This window comes from Candidatus Villigracilis sp., assembly GCF_057083605.1.
This window is the reverse complement of sequence record NZ_JBXMTI010000122.1, coordinates 42,902-67,561: the sequence shown is the minus strand read 5'-3', so window position 1 is coordinate 67,561 and position 24,660 is coordinate 42,902. Positions and strand designations below refer to the sequence as shown.

Sequence of the window (24,660 nt, the reverse complement as noted above, 5' to 3'; positions counted from 1 at the left end):
TGTCGAATTGGGTTGGCCCGCCAAAAGATTTCACCACGGGAGATCACAAAGATCACAGAGAAATCCTTTTAAAAACTCTGTGGACTCCGTGTACTCTGTGGTAAAAGTTTTCTGAGTCTATTCTTTTTAGACCTCTCTACTCTCTGCAACACGGCCTGAAAGCATAGCCTCCCGTGCTATGGACATGTTATATAATGAGAATCATGTTTGAACGCCTGCGCCGTTTATTGACCCCTCCTATTTTTGATAATGAGGAAAAAACACGCACTGCGAGGATACTCAATTACTTTGGGTGGAGCGCAATTGCCATTGTTTTCATCATTATTTTGATCCGTATGGTAGGCGGAGGATGGCTGAGCCGTTCATCCATGTTTATTTTGCCGGCCGTCATTCTGATCCTGCTTGTTGTTCAGATCATGCTCCGCATGGGTGCTGTGCATGGAGCAGGCCAGTTTTTAGTAACTTCGACGTGGCTGGCGATGACCTATCAAGCCTGGAGTGCAGATGGCCTTCGGGATGTGGCGGCCATCTCTTATTTCGTTATTATCCTTCTCGGAGGCCTCTTGCTTAGCTGGCGGGAAGGGTTTTTCTTTGGCCTGCTTAGTATTGCCGCGCTTTGGTATTTTGCAATTCAGGAACAGCAGGGGTTGCGCCCGTTCGCCATGGATGACCCTTATAGTTATGCGCGCGACCTTACCGCAGTCTTCATATTATCAGGTGTTCTCGTCTATCTATTGATCCATAATTTAAACCGTTCCCTGGATGATACGCGCATCGAACTGAGAGAACGCCTGCGCACTGAGGAGAAACTGCAAAGGCAGGCGGATTATCTCACCGCCTTGAACGACACAGCCTTGGGATTATTGAACCGTTCAGAACTTCAGCCTCTGCTTGAATCCATTCTCGCCCGTGCCTGTGACTTGATCGATACAGAACATGGTCTCATCGAACTAGCCCTGCCGGATGGCTCTGCGCTTCGGCAGGAGGTTGGGCTGGGCGTTCTTGCTAAATTTAATGGGGTATTGACTCAAAGAGACCAGGGAGTCACTGGCTCGGTATGGGAGAGCGGGCAGACGCTGGTTGTTACTGACTACCGTGCCTGGGAAAAAAGAATTGAATTGTTCGTTGATGCAAACTTTTTCTCTGTGATGGGTGTGCCGCTTAAAGTAGGGGATATTGTGATTGGGGTGATCGCAATTGCGCACGTGAAGCAGATGAAAAATTTTACGCAGGAACAAGTCCATCTCATGGAGCGTTTTGCCGCGCTGGCTTCGCTTGCGATTGATAATGCCCGCCTCTATGAACAGGCGCAGAAGGAAATTCAGGAACGAAAAACAATTGAACTGGCTTTGCGCTCCAGTGAAGAACTATTTCGCAAGGTATTCAACAACAGCAAAATTGCAATTTCCATTGTGACGCTGGAAGATGGGACCTTTCTGGAAGCCAACGCTGCATTTTGGGAATTGACGGGGCTTCAACCCGAGCAGGCGATTGGGCATTCATCGCTGGAATTTAATCTATGGAGCAAAACTGAGGAGCGCGCCATATTCGTGCGCGAACTTCTGGATAAAGGCTCCCTGCAGGATATTCCAGTTGAATTCACAAACCCAAATCAGCCCAATAAAACATCGATAGCCTATTATGAATTGATCCACATTAAGGAACGCCTTTGCATTCTTTGCATGTTCTATGATATTTCGGAACAGCGGCAGGCAGAGCGTGCTCTTAAGGAAAGCGAAGAGCGCTTCCGCACCGTCTTTCAGGCCAGCCCGGTTGCCATCTGCATCACAACCCTTGATGAAGGTCGCCTACTGGATGCCAATGACGCTTATTGGAACCTAAGCGGATACGATCCGCAAACCTCCATCGGCAAGTCGGCGGAGGAATTGCACATGTGGGATTCCATGGATGACCGCCATAAGTTTGTACAGGAGATCAAGGCCAAACATTCCGTTCTTAACCCAAGCTATGATTTTTTCGATGCCGCAGATACCCACCGTCATGTGATTGCTTTTTATGAATTGATCGAGATCAAGGAACAATCCTGCGTGTTATCCATGTTCTATGATATTACCGAACAGAAACAGACGCAGGATGCGCTGCAAGACGCTGAAGCCCGCACCCGCGCAATCCTCCAATCCATTCCAGATATGATCTTTGAAATATCCAAGGATGGGATATTCCTGGACTTTATGGCATCTTCAGAAATTTCCCCTCTTATGCCGCCTTCACAATTTATTGGCAGGAATATACAGGATCTATTCCCGCAGGAGATTGCCAGGCAAACCATGTTTGCGCTGGAGCGCGTGCTGGCTACAGGTCAATTAAATGCCTTTGAATATGGAATGCCGCCCGGCGAAGAGACCCAGTTTTTTGAGGCTCGCATTGCCGCTGTCACTTCTGAATCCGCCATCATCATGGTGCGTGACATAAGCCAGCGCAAATGGGTGGAGACCGAACGCGAGGAATTGATCAAGGAACTGGAAGAGAAGAACAGTGAACTGGAACGATTCACCTATACCGTATCCCATGATCTAAAATCTCCGCTCATTACCATTAAAGGCTTTCTTGGGTTTTTAGAGCGGGATGCATCCAACGGTAATATCACACGCTTGAAAGCTGATACCCAGCGCATCGCCGATGCAACCGATAAAATGCAAGCCTTGCTTAATGAATTACTTGAACTCTCACGCGTTGGACGTTTGGTGAATCCGCATCAAAATATACCTTTCAAAGAGATCGTTCAGGAAGCCCTGGACCTGGTGTATGGACGGCTGCATGCAAACTCAGTTCAGGTGCAGGTTCAGAATGATCTGCCGATTGTTTATGGGGATCGCCAGCGCTTGATCGAAGTTCTGCAAAATCTAATTGATAATGCTGCAAAATTTGTTAGCTCCCGCCCCGATCCTCTAATTGAAATTGGCAGTGATGGAACTGAAAAGGATAAACCTATTTTCTATATCAGGGATAACGGCATCGGTATTGACCCCGCCCATCACGATAGGATTTTCGGGCTGTTCAACAAACTGGATGTAAGTTCGGACGGCACGGGGATTGGTCTTGCCCTCGTTAAGAGAATAGTCGAAGTACACGGATGCAGGATCTGGGTCCAGAGCGAAGCGGGGAAGGGGGCGACATTTTTCTTCACGCTTCCCACCCAATCCGACTCCTGATTCGGTTCCATCCGTCTTGAGTGGAGCCGCAGGCTCTCGCTCTTATGCGGAGTGGTTGAAGGATAGTTTCATCATCATTCTCACCTCCCGTACTTAGGAGTATACTTTCAATAACCCATCATTAAGAGGAGAAATATATGAAACGTGCAGTCAGCATCAGCATAGGTTCGTCCAAACGTAATAAGGCGGTAGAAGTAACATTACTTGGCGAAAAGGTTCGCATTGAACGCATTGGCACAGATGGTGATATGGAAGCTGCCGCTCTAAAATATAAAGAACTCGATGGCACAGTGGATGCGTTTGGCGTAGGCGGCGCAGACCTAGAAGTTGTGGCAGATGGAAAACACTACCCCTTACATTCAGTGACCCCGATGGTACGCTATGTAAAGAAAACACCTTTGGTGGATGGGGGCGGATTAAAGAATACGCTTGAAAATAAAGCCCCCGCATTTTTAGATAAGAAAATTGGCGATTATATAAATTCCCACGGACGCAGGGTGCTTGTCGCTTTAGGTGTTGATCGTTGGGGACTCTCCCAGGCATTTGTGGATGCTGGTTATGAAACCGTATTTGGCGATCTGATGTTTGGCTTGGATATTCCGATTGCAATCCATAAGATTTCCCAACTTAAGACTGTGGCTGCATTGATGATGCCAATTGCAAGCCGCCTGCCCTTCGAGTGGATTTACCCCACCGGTGAAAAGCAGGAAAAGCGCACGCCCAAATGGGGGAAGCACTATGCATGGGCAACTGTGATTGCAGGTGACTGCCATTACATCAAACGCTTTATGCCTGATGATCTAACGGGTAAAGTGATCGTGACCAATACCACCACCCCCGAAGATGTTGAAATATTCCGAAAAGCCGGTGTGAAGTATCTCATCACAACCACACCGGTGCTGGAAGGCCGCTCCTTTGGCACGAATATGATGGAAGCTGCGCTGGTGGCTGTCTCCGGCAAGGGACGCCCCCTCACATGGCCTGAATTAACTGAAATGCTCGATAAGCTTGGCTTCGAGCCTCAATTGCAGGAGTTGAACTAAATTATGGATGCCATAATAACTGCTGGTGGAATCCCGCAGCCTGGTGACCCTTTATACACTTATTCCAAAGGTGACTCCAAGGCCTTGATCGATATTGCGGGCAAACCCATGATCCAATGGGTTTTGGATGCGCTGGGCAATGCCAAACATGTGGATAACATCATCGTCATTGGGCTTTCATCAAAAAGCGATCTAACCTGCAAAAAGCCCATCCATTACATGTCCAATCAGGGACGCATGTTGGCCAATATCGTTGCAGGCGTGAATAAATCCATTGAGTTGAACAAGAAGAGCGAATACGTTCTTCTTGTTTCATCGGATATCCCAACTCTAAAGAGTGAAATGGTGGATTGGCTAGTGAAAACTGCCATGCAAACCAGGGATGATCTATATTATGGCGTCTGTCCGCGTGAAGTGATGGAAGAGCGATTCCCGACCTCCAAGCGAACCTATACAAAATTAAAAGATACGGAAGTGTGCGGCGCAGATATTAATGTGATTCATGTAAGCCAGGCAACACAACACCTGGATACCTGGGAGCAGTTGATCGGCAACCGCAAGAGTCCATTGCGCCAGGCTGCCATCATTGGCTTGGATACGGCGTTTAAATATTTTACGGGTCAATTCACATTGCAACAAATGGTGGAGCAAGTCTCGAAGAGACTTGGCATCAAGGGGCGCGCCATCATCTGGTCGCAGGCCGAACCGTGTATGGATGTGGATAAACCTCATCAGTTGGAATTGATGCGTGAAGATTTTGTGCGTCAACAGCATAAGGCAGTTGCGGCCATCAAGAAACCCGCCTCCAAAAAGAAAGCTATTAAAGCAAAGCCTGTTAAAAAATCAGCTTCTTCCAAAACCAATCTCAGGATGAAGGCAAAGAAAAGATGAGTCTTCGCTCCATCCTCGAACTAGATGCCCGACTCTCCAGTCAATTACGTGTGGCTGAAAAGCCGGGTTTTTTGCGCAATATCGCCGCCTTCCTTGCGCACTCCGGCGACTCGTGGTTCTGGCTGGCGGCGTTGATCATCTTTTGGTTCTTTAGCAACCCGGCATGGAAGCAGTGGGAAGTGGTTGAATTCTTCGGTATTGTGGGTCTGGCTGGCGTAGTGCTTGTCATAAAATTTCTCGTTCGCCGGGAAAGGCCGGAAGGTGAGTGGGGCGGGATCTATCGCAACACTGATCCACACTCCTTCCCATCTGGACATGCCGCCCGCGCCTTCCTGATTGCGGTCCTTGCCTCGGCTCTTGCCCCGCTCGGGCTTGCTATTGTTCTTTGGGTTTGGGCGCCGCTGGTAGCATTGGCGCGCGTCTCAATGGGCGTGCATTATCTTTCCGATGTCATCGTTGGCGCGATTTTAGGTATCATCGTCGCCCTGATCGGCCTGCAAATCTACCAGCCCATGATCGACTGGCTAACAGCGCTGATCGGTTTTCCGCTTTGGTGATGACATATTTGAATTGAAAACACGGAGTCGAAATTAATCGGCTCCGTGTTTGTTTTATACTGGATCATGATATTTATTAAGTAACGCAAGTTACCACCTTTACTTCTTGATCTGCTTTTAATCAAGATTCTTAACGCAAAGTCGCCAAGGCGGAAAGATTCTATTGTTTTTTCCTTGCGACTTTGCGTCTCTTCGGCACTGCTTCGCAGTGCGAAGCATGTGTGCGTTAAAACTTACGAAAATTCTGCAAGGTAGCAAGTTAGTGAAGTAGCTTTGTACAGGGTTAAAATCCCGAAGGGATGAAAAGGTTATAGAATATTGAAAATGTTTAATCAAATCCCGAAGGGATGTCATGATTTTAAAGCGGCTATATGATACCCCTTCGGGGTTCTCAAAAAACCTTTGCGAATCTATAATCCTGCCACTCCTTCGGAGTTGTTCAGTATAAGCGGCGAAATCCTCATTGAATAACAAATGGATTGAAGTTTGTGTCACGGTCGTAATAATCTTCATTCTCGGCTCGTTTCAAAGCGCGGGCAACGAGATACGTCAACGGTGTCATCAAAACTTCAACAGCCACTTTGAAGAGATAATTTGCAATCGTGAGCGTGAGGAACAAACTCCATGGGAAAATGCCAAATGCAGAGGCAACTATAACGAATATAACCGTGTCCACCATTTCACCGATGAGCGTACTCCCAATTGTGCGGGACCAAAGCCAGCGTCCATTCGTGAGCACTTTCATCTTTGCGAGGATGAACGAGTTGCTGAATTCGCCGAGCCAGAAACCTGCCAGGCTGGCCAGCACAATGCCACCGCTGCTCATGCCGCCTAGAATGGCTTGATAGGCATTATCGCCCGCATATCCTTGCCATGTGACTTCACCAGGCAAGCGGCTGATCACCCAAAAGACTAGGGCAGCCAACGCTAGGGCGAAGAAGCCCGTCCATATCACACGGCGTGAGCGTTGATAGCCATAGACTTCAGTTAGAATATCACCGAAAACATAGCTGATCGGAAAAAGGATCGTGCCTGCGTCGAATGCCATTGGGATATTAAATATATCGAATCCCAAATCCACGATCTTGGCTGAGGATGCAATATTGCTGATAAGCAACACCGCGATAAAGATGCCGAGGATAATGTCAAAGAACCGATAGGATTTTGTGTTCATGGTAATTTCCTTTTCAAATAAGATTAATGAGGCCTATATGAAAACCCATACTCTTCGCCTAAAACCTGACCAGGATCTGTTTGACTCCATTGAGGCCTTTGTTGCCGATAATAACATCGAGGCAGGCTGTGTGTTGAGTGCGGTTGGCAGCCTCACACATACCACATTACGCCTGGCGAACAGAGAGTTTCACCACGAGTATGACGGTTATTTCGAGATCGTTTCGGTGACAGGCATAGTCTCCATTCACGGTTCACACCTGCACCTTGCCATTTCGGATGACAACGGCGTGACACTTGGCGGCCACCTCGTCAGCGGATGCAAAATTTATACAACAGCCGAAATCGTCATCGCTGCGTTTGAAGATGTAGTTTACAAACGTGAATTGCTGGAGAATGATTCAGGATATGAAGAGTTAGTAGTGTATAAACGCTGAATGTCATTGCGAGGGCGCATTTGTTCCATGCCCGACACTTGCGCCGCGCGCCAGTGCGGTGAGCAATCCCAATATTTATGAGGAGATTGCGTCGTCGCTCCCTATCGCTCGCTCCTCGCAATGACGTGAAGGAACTCTTCCTGATTCCTCACAATTTCTTTAAATCCCAGTCTTTTTCCTAAACGAGTCAACTGTGGCGGGTCAACGTAAGTCTGTGCCAGAATCTCCTCCTGACCCAACACGACATTGGCGGGACCATCTAACAAAACTTGTCCATTGGCGAGTGCGATCACGCGCTCAAAGTTCTCGGCGCAGAAATCAATATCATGTGTAATGGTGATGACAGTCTTGCCTTCCTTACGTAACTCGGCAATGACGTGTGCAATGCGCGCCACATTGACCGCGTCCTGGCCTGTCGTAGGTTCGTCAAAGATCAGGATGGGTGTATCCATTGCAATGACAGAGGCCAGCGCGACCATCTTGCGCCAGGTGGGTGAAAGATCGTAGGGATTGGTTTCAGTCTTATCGTTCAATTCCGTGAGGGATAAGGCACGCTTGACCAACTCATCCACTTTTTCTTTGGGATATCCAAGATTGCGCGGCCCAAATGTGACCTCGGTGATCACATCCTTTGAAAATAATTGTTCATCAGGGTTTTGAAAGACATAGCCAACTCGTGAGGCAAGTTTTGCCACAGTATATTTTGCTACATCCCAATCCCCGATCAAAACGGAGCCTGAGGTTGGTTTTAACAGCCCATTGAGATGCCGCACCAGAGTCGTTTTCCCCGCCCCGTTCTGACCCACAATAGCAACCTGCTCACCCGCTTCAATGGATAGCGAAACACCACACAATGCTTCAAGCCCGGTGGGGTAGGTAAAGCGAAGGTCTTTGATTTCTATTTTCATTTTGTGAATTCACCATGATAAACAAAGATAAAAAATCTCTGTTTATCTCCGTTCATCAAGGTTTGAATCCCTCCACAGCCTCGTCCAACGTCACAGGTAATCTATCCTTCATCCATAAACCTTGTTTCTTCGCTTCCCTCGCAGTGGAGGTGTAACGCGAAATGCCGAATCCATTTTCCGCCAATACATCCGAAGTTAATACTTCGTGGGGCATGCCTTCCAGAAAGATTCCCCCATCCTTCAAAGCGATGACACGGTCTGCAAATTGCGCGATCCATTCCACTTTGTGTTCCACCATCACCACGGTCATGCCTCGTTCTGCCATCTTGCGGATCACACCGAAGACTTCACGTGTGCCAATCGGGTCCATTTGCGAAGTCGGCTCGTCGAGCACGAGCAGCTTGGGCTGCATGACCAGGATCGAGGTCAGAGCGACGCGTTGTTGTTGTCCACCAGATAACGAATAAGGCGAGCGGTCAGCCAGGTTGCTGATGTCGGTCAACTTCATGGCTTCTTCAACGCGAGGTCTCATTTCTTCGCGAGGCACGCCGGTGTTTTCCAATCCGAATGCGAGCTCTTCAAAGACGGTATATTTTGCGCCGCTGATTTGATTGAACGGATTCTGAAACGCAAGGCCAACATTGAGAACCCATTCATCCAGCGTGGACTTGCTTGATTCTTTGCCAGCCACTTCCACACTGCCGCTGATCTCGCCTTTGAAAAAATGAGGGACAAATCCCGCCAGCGTATAACACAGCGTAGACTTGCCCGCGCCATTGGGACCAATCACCGCAACAAACTCACCCTCGTTCACCTGCAAATTAATATTTTGCAGTGCAGGTGTTTTGGTGAGCGGATATTTATAAGTGACGTTTTGCAGATTTATGAAAGCCATATTTTCAACGTAATCGAAACAAGAACAAGGATAACCAACGCCCAACGCAATCCATTATCCAGAACTGTATCTGGAATTTCATGCAGGGATGTCTTTTGGCTCTTTGACGTAAAGCCGCGTGCTTCGATGGCGATGGCCCGCTCCTCCACTTCAACCAGTGAACCTAAAACCAGTGGCCCGACCAGTGGAACCAATGAACCAGCTCTTTTGAAGAAACCACCTTCCGTATTCAAACCGCGCGAGCGCTGTGCGGCAATGATGGTCTGCGCTTTGGCTTGAATCTGAGGCAGTATTTGAAGTGTGGAAATGATCACGTAGGAAAATTGACCGGGCAAGCCGCGCCGCGTCAGATCAGACATCAATTCGCTGGGATGTGTGGTGAGCAGGAAAAGTGTGAACGAGGAGACCATCACAAAAATGCGAGTGGCGTTGCTGAATGCGAACATTAAACTTTCCCGCGTCACATCCAGAAAATAGAACTTGAAGATGATCTCTTCGCCCACAGGTTGAAAGAATGCCTGCATAAAAAAAAGGAAACTTGCTGCGGGGAGGATCAAACGAAATGCAGCACCGAAATATTCCTTACCCACTTTGCCGATCATACTCAGCGGCGTGATGGCGAACAACACCAACAAGTGCGGAGTCCAATACCAGGGGCTGAAAAAAGCTAAGAGGATGAGTGCCAGAACCAAAGTCAACTTTGTGAGGGGGTTGAGACGATGGAGCGCGCTATCGCGTTTGATATGAAAGGAAAGTCTTTCGTGCATAGGCGGTGATTATAAACGACAAGAAGGAGACCAGGCGCAAAGCCTGGTCTCCTTCTTGTTATACGATACGGAGTCCGAAGTCTCCTGACTTCGGTGCAAAATCAGGAGATTTTGCGCTCCCGCTTTATTATCCGCCCAAAATATTGCGGAGCATGAATGCTGCGAACAAAACCAGCAGGACAACCACGCCGATGGCAATATACAATTGATTCTTGCTGGCGCCGCCTTCAACTTCCACTTGCTCTGGTTTTGGCAGCCCGCCAATCGTGCGCTTGGGCAACCCAAGGATGATCGCGAAGGCAAGCATGGAGGTGGTGATCTTATCCACAGGTTCAACCAGGAAGCCAGTGCTCAATACAGCCTGCACAACGCCTTGCCCGGTCTGGAGTAGATAGGCAGTGATAAATGAAGAGCCGCTGGCTGTGATGCCGCCATAAAGATAAACAGCGATGGGGGTTGAAACGATTGCGGCGGTCAGTGCTACCACGAAACCAGTTACAACAACTTTCCACCACGATTTAAAGAAACCCCAGCCTGCCATGCGCCCGGCCATGTAACCGATGAAGAATGCCACAGGCCACCACGGTAAAGCATTCGGGTCAATTGCAATGCCCCAGATAATATTTGACAGTGCACCCGTCAACGCGCCTGCCCAGGGGCCGCACAAAACGGCCACCAGCACGGTGCCAATCGAGTCGAGGTAGACGGGCAGCTTAAGCACGAGAACGATTTGTCCCACGGCGATGTTAATCGCAATGGCGATGGGGATGAGCACCCACGTCTGAGTATTGAAATTGTTCTTGATTTTCTCTAGCATTTTATCCTCCGAAAAAATTTGGATTGGATTGCTTTGATTATCATAACACTTATCAAATTCAAAGGTCACGAAAGGGCGCGCGCCAGTTTTTCCATCCGTTCCAAAAACAATTCCATGAAAACACGCGGGCGCACACCCAGGGCCACTTTCATGTTCGCGGGTCTTTTGTTGTAGTTATAAAAATCTGCAAAGGTCTTGCCCATCGAAACTCCGCCTGAAATATCCACATCCACATATAGTTCCTGATAATCGCAAATCTCGGGCATGAAGGTCAGCGCCAGGGTCATTGGGTCGTTGATCACACAACCCTCAATGCTTTGGTATTCATCGTGGTACTCCATGTAAAAACGGGTTGCATCCGCAATGAATTTCGTGATCTGCGAATCAATTTTCAATAACCTGTTCAAGTCATCTTTCAAGAAGATACATTGATAGGTCACATCCAGCGGCGTGAGCGTGATCGGCAACCCCGAATGAAAAACAATATGCGCGGCGTGCGGGTCTACATAAGTATTAAATTCGGCCAGCGGCGTGGTGTTGCCCTCATGTCTTAATGCGCCACCCATAATGAACACCTCTTTAACATTTTTCACAATGCGCGGTTCCTGACGAATTGCCAGGGCGACATTCGTCAGCGGGCCGATGGCCACTAACGTGACTTCACCAGGCTTGGACATGATCTGCTCGATTAGAAAATCGCTTCCATGCCCCGCCCGAGGCTGAGCCAGCGATGCTGACAATTTTGCATATCCGATGCCTTGATCTCCATGGGTCTCAGGCGCCAACAGGGACGGCTGCACGAGAGGCAGGTCACAACCTTTGTAAACAGGGATATATGCGGCTTTCGCCATTTCTAAAACCGAAAGCGCATTGGTCACAGATTGCCCCGCTGAACAATTCCCGTGGACAATGCTGATTCCATCGAGAGCAAGCTCGGGTGAGGCAAGAGCGAGCAGGATGGCAAGCGAGTCGTCGATGCCAGGGTCAGAGTCTAGGATGATGTGTTTGGGCATGGTTTCTTATATGTCGTTGCGAGGAGCGATCCTGTCCTTTGCGACGAAGCAATCTCTTTGATATGTCGGAGATTGCTTCGGGAAGAACACCCTCGCAACGACATCAAATTTTGCGACTTAGCGCTTCCATCCTCTCAAGAAATAATTCTACAAAATCACGTCCGCGCACATCCAGCGCAACTTTTATGTTTGCAGGTTTTTTCGAGACCTTCATAAAATCGGCGAATGTGTTTCCCACGGATACGCCGCCTGAAATATCCACATCCACATACTGATCTTCGAAGCTGAGTAATTCGGGCGCAATGATGGTTGCCAGTGTAAGCGGATCGTGCATGGCACAGCCATCAAAGCCTTCGTACTGTTTATAAAAATCCATATAGATGGCGGTTGCATCACGCACAAATCTTGCAATAGGCGAGTCGATCTTGTTCAATCGCTCAATATCTGCTGAAGTAAGCAGGCATTTGTAAGTTGCATCCAACGGGATCAATGTGATCGGGATTCCTGAATGAAAAACGATATGTGCGGCGTGTGGGTCTTCATGGATATTGAACTCAGCCAGCGGTGTGATATTGCCGCCTGAGCGAATTGCTCCGCCCATAATGACCAGTTCCTTCAGGTTTTCGGCAAAGCGTGGTTCCTTGCGAATGGCAAGTGCAACATTCGTTAAAGGGCCGATGGCAAACAAGCTGATCTGGTTTAGCTCGGCCATGATCTTTTCAATTAAGAAATCAATGGCGTGCTGTTCGATTGGTTTTGATTTTGACTCAGGCAAATTAGCTTTGCCAATTCCGCTTGTACCATGCACGGCTTCCCCCGATCTATGCGGCGATTTAACAAGCGGATGAGAACATCCCTGCACAACGGGAATATGGCTTGCATGTGCAAGCTCCAGCACAGACAATGCATTGCGCGTGGCTTTTTCAATCGTCACATTGCCTTGCACAGTGGTCAACGCTTCGAGTTTGATCTCAGGTGAAGCCAGCGCAAGCAGGAAGGTGAGCGCATCGTCCACGCCGGGGTCGGTATCAATGATGATTCGTTTTGTCATGTTGGTAGGTAGGGGCGGGGCGGAGATTGTTTTGCGCGTTAATCGCTTCGCTGTGCCCCTACAAAAGTCTCCACTTCCTCTTTTGTGGGCAGGGATGGCTGTGCACCGAGTTTGGTTGTCGCCAACGCACCACATGCACACCCATAACGAACTGCGGAGAGCAAACTGTCCGACTCCAGAGTTGACGCCAAAAGTTTGGATGCGAACCCGCCTATGAAGGCATCGCCCGCGGCGGTAGTATCCACCACATCAACTTGATGTGCGTCCACTTGCGTCACTTGTACACTCGTTACCAGTAATGCGCCTTTGCTTCCCAATGTCACGATGACTGTCTTCACTCCACGCTTTAAGATTTCCTGCGCGGCAAGTTCTGCCGATTTTAAGTCTATGACTTGCATGTTTGTGAGCAGGGCAAGTTCGCTTTGGTTGGGGACGAGAATATCAACATTGGCGAGCAATTCGTTTGGGATCTGGCTGGCAGGCGCGGGATTAAGGATGACCGTTGTCCCTTTGGATTTATATCGCTTTGCGGCATATAAAACGGTGTCCATTGGAATTTCGAATTGCAGGAGCAATATCCTTGCATCAGGCGCAGAGTCTACATCCTGCACATCCACTTTGCCGTTTGCACCCGCTGAAAGAACAATTCTGTTCTGGCCGTTCTGTTCCACGATGATGATCGCGGTTCCAGAGGCAACATTATCCTGTAACACGTGTGATGTGTTTACGTTATTTGAGTTTAGGTTTTCGATAAGGAATGGAGCAAAATTATCTTTCCCTACTCTTCCAACCATCGCCACGCTCACATCTTGTCTGGCTGCCGCAACAGCCTGATTGGCCCCCTTGCCGCCAGGGATGGTCAGTAAATCGCCTCCGCTAATGGTTTCACCGGGTCTTGGAAAGCGAGGTGCTTGAACAACCAAGTCTGCGTTAAGTGAACCGATTACGAGGACATCGTACTTCAGCGTCTCTGACATTTACCAATTTTACACCATCGTTATCTTGTTACGTCAAACGCAAGATCGAAGAAATTTATCATGCGCGCTGAATATTCATCCGGGCGCAGGACAGGACCGTTACAATGCGTGGCTTCATCGATTACCCAGGCTTCGGCATTGGGGCCCGCTATTTCTGCAAAACGCAAAGTATATAATTCCGCTTCACTGCCAAGGGTGGGATGCGGTGTGCCGCCGCCGATAAGCATGACCGGACGTGGTGCAATGCAGCCTATAACCTCTGTTAGTGGAGCAGGCGCTTCAGCATCCAGCTTTATAGTGTACATCCAATCCAGCATGTAATTGCCTGCGGTTAATAATGCCATAATGGAATTCTTCGGCGCGGGTAAATCCTGTGCGCGGACTGATGAATTTCCATCACCCCACGCAGCGCCGAGTTCGGGAAATAACGCAGCACTGTATACTGCAATGCTTGCGCCTGTGGAGCAGCCCGCAATGCCAATGTTTTTACCCGCATTGTGTGATGAGAGGAATTGGATTGCAGCTTTTACATCTTGTGTATCTTCCCAGCCATACGAGCGATATTCTCCTCCGCTTTCACCAGAAGCGCGTTCGTCATACATTAATACGCCATAACCCGCGTTGACCAATTGCCTGGCGTGCCAGATCATCCCTGTGCGGTTGCCGCCATAGCCGTGAAGCAGAATAATTGTCACGCCGTTTTGTGAAGGGGTGAACCAGCCTGCCAGCGTGATCCCGTCTTCGCTTTTAAAGGTAATCTCTTCCACTTCAAACCCCAAATCGGGAGGGATGTTGACTTCGCTGGGTGCAGGTGTCGTCTCTGTGTAAACCGAAAGCATGCTTCGTTCGATCATGATAAATAATGAAATCGCGAGGAATGCACCAAGCCCCACGCCGAGGATGCGAAGGATGTATTTTGTGTAATAAGTGATTTTTCCTTGCATCGTTTCCGGTAATTTAGTTTTGCCCGTTCTGTTTTTTGAATTGTGCCAAAGCCTGAAAATAATGATCGACAAGAAAAGGATAATGAATATAAATTCACCGATCATCCAATATGGGTAGATGTTCATATGTTTTCCACTTTGCGTTTATGAAATTCTTTATTCAATGGTTTTAGATACTCACCCGCCAACTGAAGAACTTCAATCGCCTTCTCTTTTGGCATCACTAAATAATATCTGTTTATTCCGAATACAGGATCTCTCTCAAATTGTATTCTTTAGTTTCGCCAAAATGGAGAATGTAGGGTATTTCTCCATCAACAAATCTGTCTAGCAATTCCACTGCTTTCTTAATAATATTTCGATAACTCTCTACTCTAACAGAATATATTACATTGGGTTTGTTCCTCCACGACGTATGAGCATGTCTCTCATGGCGCGCGTTTTGAATGTGTCTGATCTCGGTCGCAAAAATATCTATTGCAGCCTCTATTTCTTTTTGCTCAGGCCAATCATGTTTTCTAACAGCATTTGTTAATTGATACAATGACCATGCCTTCTTGTGCTTATCGATCAACTTCGACAAAGTAATTTCCATATATACGTTGAACACCCTCTGAATAAAGGCTGTTTCCTGATTTTCTTTCTTAATTTCGTATACCTCGTGAGGTATCAGCTTAGAAATATTTCTTTTAGAATAGTAAAACGTCTCCAACAACTCGTTCACCATTGTCCATAAATAGAATAACCCAAGGTCGTAATCGGTTGAGCCCGTTGTCGGAACCATAACCCATTCCCCAAGTTTTTTCTTTTTGCTAATATTGTAAAAATGCTCATCCATTTTCAACACCCTATCTCCTCGGCTGTACCACCCCGCCGCTTACATCCCAGATATCCGAACCATTCACAAATTCTGGCGTGAAAAAACTCAGGTCGGTTGTGGTGAATAGAACCTGCTGGTCTTTGTTTACATATTTCAACAAGTCGGCGCGGCGGTTCGCATCCAACTCGGCCATCACTTCATCGAGCAAAATGACCGGCCATTCACCTGTGCGTTCCTTCATCCATTCCACTTCGGCGAGTTTGAGTGCGAGCAGGGTTGTGCGGAGTTGACCGCGCGAACCGTAATCGCTGACATCCGCTTTGTTGATGATGAAACGCAGATCGTCGCGGTGTGGGCCAATGGTGGTCACGCCACGTGCGATCTCTTCGCCACGAATCTGATTCAGTCGCAATAAAAACCCATCCTGGATTTCATCCAACTCAATGGACGAACGATCGATCACAGTGTCTAGCTTTAAACCAAATTGTCCGTTTGGCTTGGGGAGCGGATCGTAAGCAGGCTCATAGGCGAGGCGAAGGATTTCGGTTCCACGAGTCAGCTCGTTATGAATGCGTGAGGCGAAGCGCTCGATTTCCTGAACAGCCTGAATGCGCCACAAAATGATCTGAGCACCGAGCTTGACCAACGCTTCATCCCAGACTTGAAGTTGGTTTGCGTCCCCGCCACGCTCGTTCAACGCTTTGAGCAATGCGTTACGTTGCGTAAGCGCCTGATTGTATTCACTCTGCACGCGCGCATAAGATGGGACGGCCTGCGCGAGCGCGAGGTTAAGATAACGGCGACGCTCCTCAGGCCCACCCTCGATGATCTGCGACATTTGCGGCACAAAGATGACCGAGTTGAAATGTCCGATCACATCGTTGACCTGACGCTTGGCTCCATCCAGCAGAATCTCTTTGCGCAGGCGTTGACCATTGGTTCCTGTTGGTTCAAGAATCAGGCGCGCTTCGATGCGATGTTTTGTTTTCCCGCGGTGATAATCTGCGACGAGCCTTGTAACTGCCAGCGCATTCTTTGCCTCATGAAAATTAACGATCTGCCGATCTGCATGAGTTTGGAAGGAAGTGAAGGCCGCTAGAAAGTAAATGGCTTCGAGTATGCTGGTCTTGCCTTGCGCATTACTGCCCGTAAGCAAAACAGACCGCCGTGGAAGTTCTATATCCAGGCGGGTGAGACTGCGAAAGTTGGTGAGGGAAAGATGCTTGAGATGCATGTGTAATGTTTAAAGTCGAAAGTCAAAGGCCAAGAGTCAACGGTTGCAGGTTGAAGAGTCGACTTTCGACGTGTGACTTAAAGATTCATTTCCAATTCGATTTCATCACGCAATGGAATCTTATTCTCACCGATCAATGAAATGGACGGTTTAAGTTTTCTGGCTTCGTTCACTGCGCCGCGATGGAGGGCGGCTAGTTCAAATCCGCGACGTTGATAAAAACCGAGGGCCTTCAAATTATCGTTCGTGGTGATCAGGAACATGCGGCGGCACTTTGTTTCTTTCGCTTCGTGAATTACTTTATCAAGAAGGGCAGCGCCAATCCCTTTACCTTCACGCAAACTATTGAGGGATGTGATCTCACATTCCTCTCCGCGCACCATATAAGTGACCAGCCCATCCCAATCCGCGTGGATGAAGCCTTCCACCTGCCCGTATTGAATGACTTCACCATGCGCGATGATGATCTCGGCTCCCCATTGCCTGGTCCAAAATTCTCGCAGGCGGGGCAGGTCTTCCCTGGTCAGGCGGCGGATTTGATCTTGCATGAAGTTATTCCATATCTACTTTTTCATCTTCACTTGGTTTCCATATACGCGCAGCGCGGTCAGTGAATAGCACTCCATTTAAGTGATCGATCTCATGCTGAAAGATGCGCGCCATCCAGCCTTCCACTTTAAGCTTGACAGGTTTGCCGTGGCGATTGAGAGCCTTCACTTGAAGGGCTTCGTGCCGTTCCACTTCTCCAAGTAGACCGGGGATGGAGAGACAGCCCTCCACGCCCATCACTTTTTCATCCGAGGCTTTGACGATCTCAGGATTGATCAAAACAAAAAGTTTCTTGGGTTTGGGCGGCGCATCTTCGTTCTCTTCTTCATCATCTTCACCTTCTGCGTATTCAACAACCGCCAATTGTTGAGAGATGTTAACTTGCGGAGCGGCCAGCCCAACGCCGGGTGCTTCGCGCATGGTCTCGATCATGTCATCTATTAATGTTTGCAGTCCTTTATCGAACTTTGTTACTGGTTTTGCCTTGCGCCTCAAAATGGGATCGGGCAGGCTCACAATTTGTCTTAATGCCATTTGTTGATTTTCCTCTTTCACAATTTTATACTCGTTCAGGGATCAGGTATTCGAGTGACCGCTCATCCATTCAATAAATTACGTTTCGTGCTAGAAATCCCATCCGCCGTTGCTGTCGTTATCATTTCCTTTATCTTCGACAATGGGCGTATTGTTCAAATCCTGGTTTTGCGCATCCCGCGAATCGGTGGAAGATTCCTCGTCAGTCCTCACAGGCATGATGAATTCATCCTGATTTTTATGATATGCCGCCAGCCAGGTAGCAAAGCGTTCGCGATCTTCCTTGCCAGCGTTCTCGTTCTTTTTGGCGATGCGCCCTGCGCGCCTGCGGTTGATATCCGCCTGCACACTGGCGGGGTCCATCACATCTTCGAATGCCAGGCTTGTACCACCGACTGAAATACTTACCGTACCGTAGTTGAACATATAGGCAATAAAGCCGTTCCGTTTATAGGAGGTGCTCAGAATATTTTCGATCTGCGCGGAGCGACGTTCCTCCTGACCAAAAGGCCTGCGGTCAATATCGAAGATCTCTTCGCTGGTCACCATGAAGATGTCGTTCTTCCAATCTGTGTACTCATACCACAGCCAGAATAAGACTGGCGACATGAGCAGGGGAATGCTAACAGCAATAGTATCGGGGCTGTAAGTGCCAGCCGCATTCACCCGTAGGAATGATAGTTCAGGTGAGCGGACAAGGATGATGATCCGCCAAATAATGAGTGAGATGCCTAAAAGAAAAAGCAGGAAAGGCTGCCATGCCTGTTGCAGAAGAATGATCCAATGTTTACGATAAGTGACCTTGCCGGCATCCTCAATTCGCAATTGGAACAGGTTCTGCATTGCCAGAAGCCAAAGCGGCATCCTTGCGAGCTTTTCTTCATCTTTAGCGATAATCGGCGATAGTTCGGGCTCGGGTTTTTTGGGCACAGGCAGACCCAGCTTCTGCTTGATGGTATCTTTCATCACATCCATTTGGCTGCGCGTGGTGATGGCTTTGGTGCGTTCCCAATATTCGCGGATCATATCCGCCGCCTGCACGGGATGATCCACATGGTCGAATTCGAGTTTACCAACAAAGGTGCGCACAATGACGTTGCCATAATCGAGGATGCGCCCAAGCATGTCCGTTTCCACGCCGACGGACAGGATGGTTCCCAGCGGCGCTTCCTCTCGGCTATCGTACAACCCGATCACCTTCTCCAGCCAGATCACACGCTGATTTGTGACAATGTAATAATCGTTGCTCCAGTCAATTGCGTTCCATATGCCCCAGCCTAGGACGCCAATCAACGTGATTACTCCCAGTGCTACCGGTGTAGTGGCTCCAGTAACAATACCCCAGAAGATGAGCGCAATGGGAACAGCCAGCGAGAGAACGGGCCCTACCAAAGCATAATAAAGACGTATCTTGTGCCTGCGAGCCAGAAAGTAAATGACTTCGTTTTTGCCAAGCCACTTAAATTTCGCAGCACGCGCTAGCTTATGGCTCTTGATGGCTACTTTGAAATTAGGTTTTAATTTTTCATACTTTGCGATCAGGGCATCGAAGTTTTCACGCGAGAGGAAAAGCAATTCGCAATCTTCCAAGGCGGTGATGGTGGCGGAACGATTACGGTTCTCCAACAGAGCTTCTTCACCAAAGTAATCGCCAGGAGCGAGCCAGGCAATTTGCCTCTCTCCTTTATCCGCATCGGGCAGCGTAATCTTGACCCTGCCTTTGTATAACATGTAAAAACCGTCAGCCTTATCACCGCGCCTGATAATCACCGTCCCTTCGGGCGCGTGCGTTTCAACAAGTTTTTTCCCAACGCCTGCCAGTTGCTCCTGGTCCAGTCCGCTTAGGATGTGTAACTTATCTAGAAAGATAATACGTTGATTGAGGTCGATCACGGTTTTATTCTATCAAATTTCACGCACAATCGTACAACCGTAGGCGGGAGATTCTGTCAGCTCTGGCAAATGCCCTTCGAGCAGCGACTCAACTGCCAGGTCTAGATAGAAGCGGGTGGGAGTCCGTTGGCGAAAAGTGACGTCATCCACTGAGCCGCGGTAACGCAGGATTCCATCACGGTCAATCACAAAGATATGCGGAGTGGTCTGCGCCTCGAACAGATCTGCCACCTGACAATTCGCATCAATCAGGACTGTTGGCAGGCGTCGCGTTTCAGCGGCCTTTTTCACATCTTCGAGTTTCTCGTTCCGATTCGATGCAATGGACAGCATCGCCACATCATCACGCCATTGCACGAACATGGACATAACGGCTTTGTCCGTGCGCTCCGAGTGCGGACATTCACATGACCAAAAATTGACAATGATAATTTTGCCGCGATAATCACTGAGACGATGAAGCTTGCCGTGAAGATCAGGCAGTTCAAAATTAGGGACGAGGTGATTCAGTTGTAAAGTCATTTATGTTTACAGGTTTGAACGTTCGAACGTTTCAACGTTGAAACGTTAGACGATCTTCACGCCTGCCAATTTTTCGATCACGCCCACTACAGCCGAATTATCCAATTCACCCATGTCTCCATCGATCATTTGTTGGAAGAGTTTCGTATTCGCTTCGGCTGAAGAGATCGGGATATCAAATTCTTTGGCTGTATCCAAAACGATTTTCATATCCTTCAATTGCATGTGCGCCTTGAAGCCAGGGCTGCGATTGCCATCGAACAACCGCGGCGGTTTGACGTCGAGAGTCCAGCATTGGGCCGCGCCACCTTTGATGGCATCCACCACTTTACGCGGATCAACGCCTGCCTTCTTCGAGAAGACAAGCAATTCGCCCATCGCTACCATCTGCGCGGCGACCATGATCTGGTTCGCGGCTTTGGCAACCTGCCCTGCGCCCGCATCACCAACATGTGTGATGGTCTTGCCCATCGCCTGAAAAACTGACATTACCTTTTCCAATGCTTCCGCCTGGCCGCCGACCATAATAGTGAGCGTGGCGTTCCTCGCACCAATGTCACCACCTGAGACAGGAGCATCGAGAGCGAGCACACCTTTTTCTTTTAACTTCTCTGCGATCATGCGCGCGGAGGCTGGCTTGATGGTGGAGTTATCCACCATGATGAGTCCTTTGCGCGCACCTTCGATAATTCCATTTTCGTCAAGTGTCACTTTTTCCACATCAGGTGAATCAGGCAGGTTGGTGAAGACCACATCCACTTGTTCGGCAACTTCTTTGGGTGAGTTTGCGGCGACTGCGCCCTCTGCAACTAATTCATCCACTGCGGCGCGTGAACGGTTATGCACAATGAGGGGAAAGCCTGCCTTCAAAATATTCCGCGCAATCGACTTGCCCATTAATCCCAGGCCGATGTATCCGACTCTTAACATGAAAAGACTCCTTTATTTTTCGCATGGCGGAGTCCAAAGTCTCCAGACTTTGGACTCTGAGCGAGGTTTTAATTTGAGAATGATAGGAGATTATAACTCCCGATCTTCCTCCCCCAAATGCGACGAACTTCAGTCGCATTTGGGGGAGGTGCCCGAAGGGCGGAGGGAGTGGGCAAAAAAAACTGCCCCTCGAAAGAGGAGCAGTTTTATGGTCAAGAAAGAAGCGGTTACTTAATCGTATATGTGATGCTGACAGTTACGGCAATCGCTAATTGTCCAGGTTGGATCGGCACTGCTGCACCTTCGTAGGCTACACCGCCGCCGCCACCTTTGCCCTCGTAGTAGGGATAGGGGGTGCTGTCAAAGTAGTTGATGGTTTGAATATCCACAAGTGTTACACCAGAGGCCTCTGCCAATTCCTGGGCTTGTAGTTTCGCATCTTCCACAGCTTTCGCGCGGGCTTCTTTTGTGGCCGCGGTCTTATCATCCACATCGAACTGGATGCTATAGATGCTGTTCGCTCCCGCGCTGATGGCAGAGTCGAGCAGGTCACCTAGGCTATCGAGGTCTCGTACGGTCACCGCCACTGTGTTATCAACCACGTAGGTTGTGCCAGAGATTTGGCCAAGCTCATCATATTGCGGATTCGACCAGATGCTGAAGTTGGTGGTGTGAATATCCTTCGCATCCACGCCCGCTTCCTTGATGGCTTCAATCACAGCGTTGGACTGTTCCTTATTGGTTACCACTACCTCAGAAGCGCTGGGGCCCTGGCTGTTCACGCCGATATTGATATAAGCAATATCGGGGGTCAGGTAGACCTGCCCGAGTCCATTCACGTTCAGGGTGCGCAGGTTTTCGGGAGCCGCCTGGTTGACGGTGGTGGGTCCGCAGGCGCTCAACACGAGAGTCAGAACCAGAATTACAAAAACAAAATATTTCGTACGCATTTTTTATCTCCTTTAAGCGTTTTATCTTCTAAAGTATGACGCCATATATGCCAAAAAGTTCCCAAGTGAAATGGATACAAGACTTGTATTTTAATCTATTTAAAGCTAAAATTTTGCACAAATGTTCTAATTCGTCATTGTCTGACTTGGTTGTCGAGTAGCGCGAGTGCTTTTCCCGCGCGTATCGAGACCACCCCTCGCAATGACGAGAAAGTCACAATGCCAATCGACTATCAGCAAATCTACTCACGCATCAAAGAGATCGGTGCAGGCGCACGCGAGCGGAAAAAGACCCTCGATGAGCGTCGTGTTCTCGCGCGAAAGTTACTCGCTCAAAATTCAACTGAATTAGATTTCCTGCGCTCCAAAGTGGATTCTGTCAAACAAGTTGACTCAAACATCCGCTGCGCTCTCCCGCTTAACGAGGCACTCGCTTCTTTCCACCCCGTACCTGATTCTGTTATCCAAGCCACACTCATCGCCGCTGACGGTTCGCAAATCAACCCAGACCGTCACGCAGCAGTTCAGTTTTCAGTGGTCAATGTGGGTGCGATCACCATGAAACTTAACTCGGGTGAAGCGCCGAAAATTTCCACAGACAGTGAATTGCTTTATGGGGATGACCTGCTGCCAAACGGCATTCCATTATCTGACGGCATGGTAGCGCTAAAGCGAGATGTCGCCGAACGATCCAAGCTTGACGAGTTATCCAAAGATATCAAAGGCCCCGTGGTGACCTTTACCGACGGGCCTGTTGAACTCTGGGGCGCTAAGGGTGAAGATACACAGTCCTATTTTGATTATGTTGAAAAATACAAAGGTGTCCTCTCCCGCTTGCAAATGCGGGATGTGATTACCGCAGGTTACGTGGACAAACCCTCTGCTGATCTGGTTATTCGGTTATTGGAAATTGCATATGCCAATAATGAACAAGTCCAAAAACTGCGAGAGTTCCATCCCTTGCGAGGCGTTAGTGACCGTTGGCTCTTCGGCCAGCATGACAATCCATTATTGCCGCCTGGACATCGCTCGGCGGTCTTCAAGATCCAATCGAGTTCCGAAAAGAGTTACAAGGGCGTGCTTGAATTACATTTCTTTTATCTCAACGTTGGCACCGAAGGACATCCCTGGCCTGTAAGAGTCGAAATCCCAAGGTGGGTGGTGGATGATAAAGCGAAGCTGGATTTGCTTCACGCAGTTTTAGTGGAGCAATGCCGCATGATGGGTAGCAGGCCGTATCCATATCTATTGCACCGTGCGCACGAAACAGCGGTTGTGAAGAATGAAGAGAAACAACAGATCGAGAATTTACTGTCCATGGAGTTGCGGAAGAATAATGAAGAGATCGATGAAGGTTCGAATAAGAAATCTGCGAAGGATTTGAAGGGTAGAACGAGAAGATAATTCACCCCCACGACCCCTCCGCCCTGACGGGCACCTCCCCCAAATACGACATGGATATTTTGAATCATTTATCCTATTCCTTTCTGTCGTATTTGGGGGAGGACGGGTGGGGGCAGGAGAAAAAGATGAATCAACAAATCGAAATCGGACGTTTACTGCGGGCAGGGACGACGGGTTTTGTCGCGGGATGCCGCGTCAATCAATTGGATGTGCCTTCCTTCGGCGCATTGGTGCGCGTGCCGCTTGGCAATGCCTATCAAATTTATGGACTCATCCACGACATCCACATCGACGATGACGGCTTGGTGCGCCAGTTGGTGACAGCGGATAACGTCAGCGATGAGGTGATGAAGGACAACCGCGAGCGGCGCATCGTGCCAGTTGAGATGTCTGTGCTGGCGGTGGGATATGAACAGGATGGGAGAATTTTCCATCTTCTGCCGCCTCGTCCGCCGTTGAGTTTGGATGTAATTTATTTGTGCGATGACAAGGATATGGCCAGGTTTACCGAAAAGCTCGGATATTTTCGTCATATCCTGAATGGGAAGGATGTTCCCATTGGCGAAGTGGTCGCCGCCCATATTCAGCAGGCGGGGAGATCTCATGGAAAGAATGGCGCCATATGGAAAGAAAAAGCCACGCAGGAGTTGATCACTCTCTTGCGCGATGATTATCCGACCCTGATGGGTGTGCTTAGTGCGTTGAGTGATGTGAGTGTGTAATGTCGTTGCGAGGAGGGCAGTTGTTCTTCCCGACGAAGCAATCTCCTAATGGCTAGGGGCTGCTTCGGCAAGAACAAGAGCGCCTCGCAGCGACATGGGAGTTTCATATGGCAGTTGGTAGAGAATATTGTGTTTACATCATGACAAATGCTCATAACACTGTGCTATATACTGGCGTAACGAATAATCTTGCGCGCAGGGTGCATGAGCATAAAAATGGTTTAGGCGGTATCTTTACCAAAAAATATAATGTCAATAAGTTGGTGTATTACGAAGCTGGTGATAACGTACAAGCCGCCCTTGCGAGGGAAAGGCAGATCAAGGGTGGCTCGCGTAAAAAGAAAATGGATTTAATCGTGAGTATTAATCCTGAGTGGAAAGATTTGTTTGATGAAATAATTTGAAGCGATTGGGAGACTGCTTTGGGCGACGAGCAAGAGCGCCCTCGCAGCGACA

The 24,660-nt window shown here is 48.7% G+C and carries 25 protein-coding genes; 8 read left to right on the top strand and 17 right to left on the bottom strand.

The features are described 5' to 3' along the window. Positions 1 to 203 precede the first annotated feature (203 nt). The 4 genes from AC14M5_RS18540 to AC14M5_RS18525 all read left to right on the top strand — a co-directional run bounded on the left by AC14M5_RS18540 (position 204) and on the right by AC14M5_RS18525 (position 5,664). The gene (locus AC14M5_RS18540) at positions 204 to 3,173 is read left to right on the top strand and encodes a PAS domain S-box protein (RefSeq protein WP_484031192.1); all 2,970 of its coding nucleotides are present in this window, start codon (positions 204 to 206) and stop codon (positions 3,171 to 3,173) included. Positions 3,174 to 3,310: 137 nt separating this feature from the next. Continuing rightward, the gene (locus tag AC14M5_RS18535) at positions 3,311 to 4,216 is read left to right on the top strand and encodes a quinate 5-dehydrogenase (protein WP_484031191.1); all 906 of its coding nucleotides are present in this window, start codon (positions 3,311 to 3,313) and stop codon (positions 4,214 to 4,216) included. Between the two features lie 3 nt (positions 4,217 to 4,219). Continuing rightward, a complete protein-coding gene (locus AC14M5_RS18530) occupies positions 4,220 to 5,107 on the top strand; it encodes an NTP transferase domain-containing protein (RefSeq protein WP_484031190.1) in 888 nt (295 codons plus the stop codon). Then, complete coding sequence (locus tag AC14M5_RS18525; RefSeq protein ID WP_484031189.1) at positions 5,104 to 5,664, top strand: phosphatase PAP2 family protein; 561 nt, start codon at positions 5,104 to 5,106, stop codon at positions 5,662 to 5,664. The genes AC14M5_RS18530 and AC14M5_RS18525 overlap by 4 nt, the downstream gene beginning before the upstream one ends. 460 nt (positions 5,665 to 6,124) lie before the next feature. Here AC14M5_RS18525 and AC14M5_RS18520 read toward each other — a convergent pair whose 3' ends face one another. Next, positions 6,125 to 6,838, bottom strand: a complete 714-nt coding sequence (locus AC14M5_RS18520) for a queuosine precursor transporter (protein WP_484031188.1) — start codon at positions 6,836 to 6,838, stop codon at positions 6,125 to 6,127. A gap of 37 nt (positions 6,839 to 6,875) precedes the next feature. Between AC14M5_RS18520 and AC14M5_RS18515 the strand changes: the two genes are divergently transcribed. After that, positions 6,876 to 7,274 carry a PPC domain-containing DNA-binding protein gene (locus AC14M5_RS18515; protein ID WP_484031187.1) on the top strand — a complete coding sequence of 133 codons (399 nt, stop codon included), beginning with the start codon at positions 6,876 to 6,878 and terminating at the stop codon, positions 7,272 to 7,274. A 101-nt stretch (positions 7,275 to 7,375) separates the two neighbouring features. On the opposite strand, the gene AC14M5_RS18510 is transcribed toward AC14M5_RS18515, so the two are convergent. The 16 genes from AC14M5_RS18510 to AC14M5_RS18435 all read right to left on the bottom strand — a co-directional run bounded on the left by AC14M5_RS18510 (position 7,376) and on the right by AC14M5_RS18435 (position 22,078). After that, positions 7,376 to 8,182 carry an energy-coupling factor ABC transporter ATP-binding protein gene (locus AC14M5_RS18510; RefSeq protein ID WP_484031186.1) on the bottom strand — a complete coding sequence of 269 codons (807 nt, stop codon included), beginning with the start codon at positions 8,180 to 8,182 and terminating at the stop codon, positions 7,376 to 7,378. Between the two features lie 55 nt (positions 8,183 to 8,237). After that, positions 8,238 to 9,077 carry an energy-coupling factor ABC transporter ATP-binding protein gene (locus tag AC14M5_RS18505; protein ID WP_484031185.1) on the bottom strand — a complete coding sequence of 280 codons (840 nt, stop codon included), beginning with the start codon at positions 9,075 to 9,077 and terminating at the stop codon, positions 8,238 to 8,240. Then, positions 9,065 to 9,844: an energy-coupling factor transporter transmembrane component T family protein gene (locus AC14M5_RS18500; protein WP_484031184.1), complete on the bottom strand. Its 780-nt coding sequence runs from the start codon at positions 9,842 to 9,844 to the stop codon at positions 9,065 to 9,067. The genes AC14M5_RS18505 and AC14M5_RS18500 overlap by 13 nt, the downstream gene beginning before the upstream one ends. A gap of 127 nt (positions 9,845 to 9,971) precedes the next feature. Beyond that, positions 9,972 to 10,661: an ECF transporter S component gene (locus AC14M5_RS18495; RefSeq protein ID WP_484031183.1), complete on the bottom strand. Its 690-nt coding sequence runs from the start codon at positions 10,659 to 10,661 to the stop codon at positions 9,972 to 9,974. 65 nt (positions 10,662 to 10,726) lie between these two features. Then, the gene (locus AC14M5_RS18490) at positions 10,727 to 11,674 is read right to left on the bottom strand and encodes a nucleoside hydrolase (RefSeq protein ID WP_484031182.1); all 948 of its coding nucleotides are present in this window, start codon (positions 11,672 to 11,674) and stop codon (positions 10,727 to 10,729) included. A 103-nt stretch (positions 11,675 to 11,777) separates the two neighbouring features. Beyond that, positions 11,778 to 12,725: a nucleoside hydrolase gene (locus AC14M5_RS18485; protein WP_484031181.1), complete on the bottom strand. Its 948-nt coding sequence runs from the start codon at positions 12,723 to 12,725 to the stop codon at positions 11,778 to 11,780. Between the two features lie 38 nt (positions 12,726 to 12,763). Then, positions 12,764 to 13,702: a ribokinase gene (gene rbsK / locus AC14M5_RS18480; RefSeq protein ID WP_484031180.1), complete on the bottom strand. Its 939-nt coding sequence runs from the start codon at positions 13,700 to 13,702 to the stop codon at positions 12,764 to 12,766. Between the two features lie 20 nt (positions 13,703 to 13,722). After that, positions 13,723 to 14,772 carry an alpha/beta hydrolase gene (locus tag AC14M5_RS18475; protein ID WP_484031179.1) on the bottom strand — a complete coding sequence of 350 codons (1,050 nt, stop codon included), beginning with the start codon at positions 14,770 to 14,772 and terminating at the stop codon, positions 13,723 to 13,725. Between the two features lie 112 nt (positions 14,773 to 14,884). Then, entirely contained in the window at positions 14,885 to 15,484 is a 600-nt protein-coding gene (locus AC14M5_RS18470) for a hypothetical protein (protein ID WP_484031178.1), read from the bottom strand. A gap of 10 nt (positions 15,485 to 15,494) precedes the next feature. Beyond that, positions 15,495 to 16,700 carry a DNA replication/repair protein RecF gene (recF, locus tag AC14M5_RS18465; protein WP_484031177.1) on the bottom strand — a complete coding sequence of 402 codons (1,206 nt, stop codon included), beginning with the start codon at positions 16,698 to 16,700 and terminating at the stop codon, positions 15,495 to 15,497. A gap of 77 nt (positions 16,701 to 16,777) precedes the next feature. Next, complete coding sequence (locus tag AC14M5_RS18460) at positions 16,778 to 17,248, bottom strand: GNAT family N-acetyltransferase (RefSeq protein ID WP_484031176.1); 471 nt, start codon at positions 17,246 to 17,248, stop codon at positions 16,778 to 16,780. A 4-nt stretch (positions 17,249 to 17,252) separates the two neighbouring features. Continuing rightward, positions 17,253 to 17,783 carry a peptide deformylase gene (gene def, locus AC14M5_RS18455; RefSeq protein ID WP_484031175.1) on the bottom strand — a complete coding sequence of 177 codons (531 nt, stop codon included), beginning with the start codon at positions 17,781 to 17,783 and terminating at the stop codon, positions 17,253 to 17,255. Positions 17,784 to 17,873: 90 nt separating this feature from the next. Beyond that, positions 17,874 to 19,676: a cyclic nucleotide-binding domain-containing protein gene (locus AC14M5_RS18450; protein WP_484031174.1), complete on the bottom strand. Its 1,803-nt coding sequence runs from the start codon at positions 19,674 to 19,676 to the stop codon at positions 17,874 to 17,876. A gap of 12 nt (positions 19,677 to 19,688) precedes the next feature. After that, a complete protein-coding gene (locus AC14M5_RS18445) occupies positions 19,689 to 20,198 on the bottom strand; it encodes a redoxin domain-containing protein (protein ID WP_484031173.1) in 510 nt (169 codons plus the stop codon). A 45-nt stretch (positions 20,199 to 20,243) separates the two neighbouring features. After that, on the bottom strand, positions 20,244 to 21,128 hold the full coding sequence (locus AC14M5_RS18440; RefSeq protein ID WP_484031172.1) for an NAD(P)-dependent oxidoreductase: 885 nt from the start codon (positions 21,126 to 21,128) through the stop codon (positions 20,244 to 20,246). 227 nt (positions 21,129 to 21,355) lie between these two features. After that, positions 21,356 to 22,078 (bottom strand): SIMPL domain-containing protein, encoded by a 723-nt coding sequence (locus AC14M5_RS18435; protein ID WP_484031171.1) that lies wholly within the window; start codon positions 22,076 to 22,078, stop codon positions 21,356 to 21,358. Positions 22,079 to 22,297: 219 nt separating this feature from the next. Here AC14M5_RS18435 and AC14M5_RS18430 point away from each other — a divergent pair, with 219 nt between their 5' ends. The 3 genes from AC14M5_RS18430 (at position 22,298) to AC14M5_RS18420 (ending at position 24,608) form a co-directional block, all read left to right on the top strand. After that, entirely contained in the window at positions 22,298 to 23,482 is a 1,185-nt protein-coding gene (locus tag AC14M5_RS18430) for a DNA double-strand break repair nuclease NurA (RefSeq protein ID WP_484031170.1), read from the top strand. 125 nt (positions 23,483 to 23,607) lie between these two features. Beyond that, positions 23,608 to 24,204, top strand: coding sequence for a hypothetical protein (locus AC14M5_RS18425; RefSeq protein ID WP_484031169.1), 597 nt, complete (start codon positions 23,608 to 23,610; stop codon positions 24,202 to 24,204). 107 nt (positions 24,205 to 24,311) lie between these two features. Then, on the top strand, positions 24,312 to 24,608 hold the full coding sequence (locus AC14M5_RS18420) for a GIY-YIG nuclease family protein (protein ID WP_484031168.1): 297 nt from the start codon (positions 24,312 to 24,314) through the stop codon (positions 24,606 to 24,608). Positions 24,609 to 24,660: the final 52 nt, after the last annotated feature.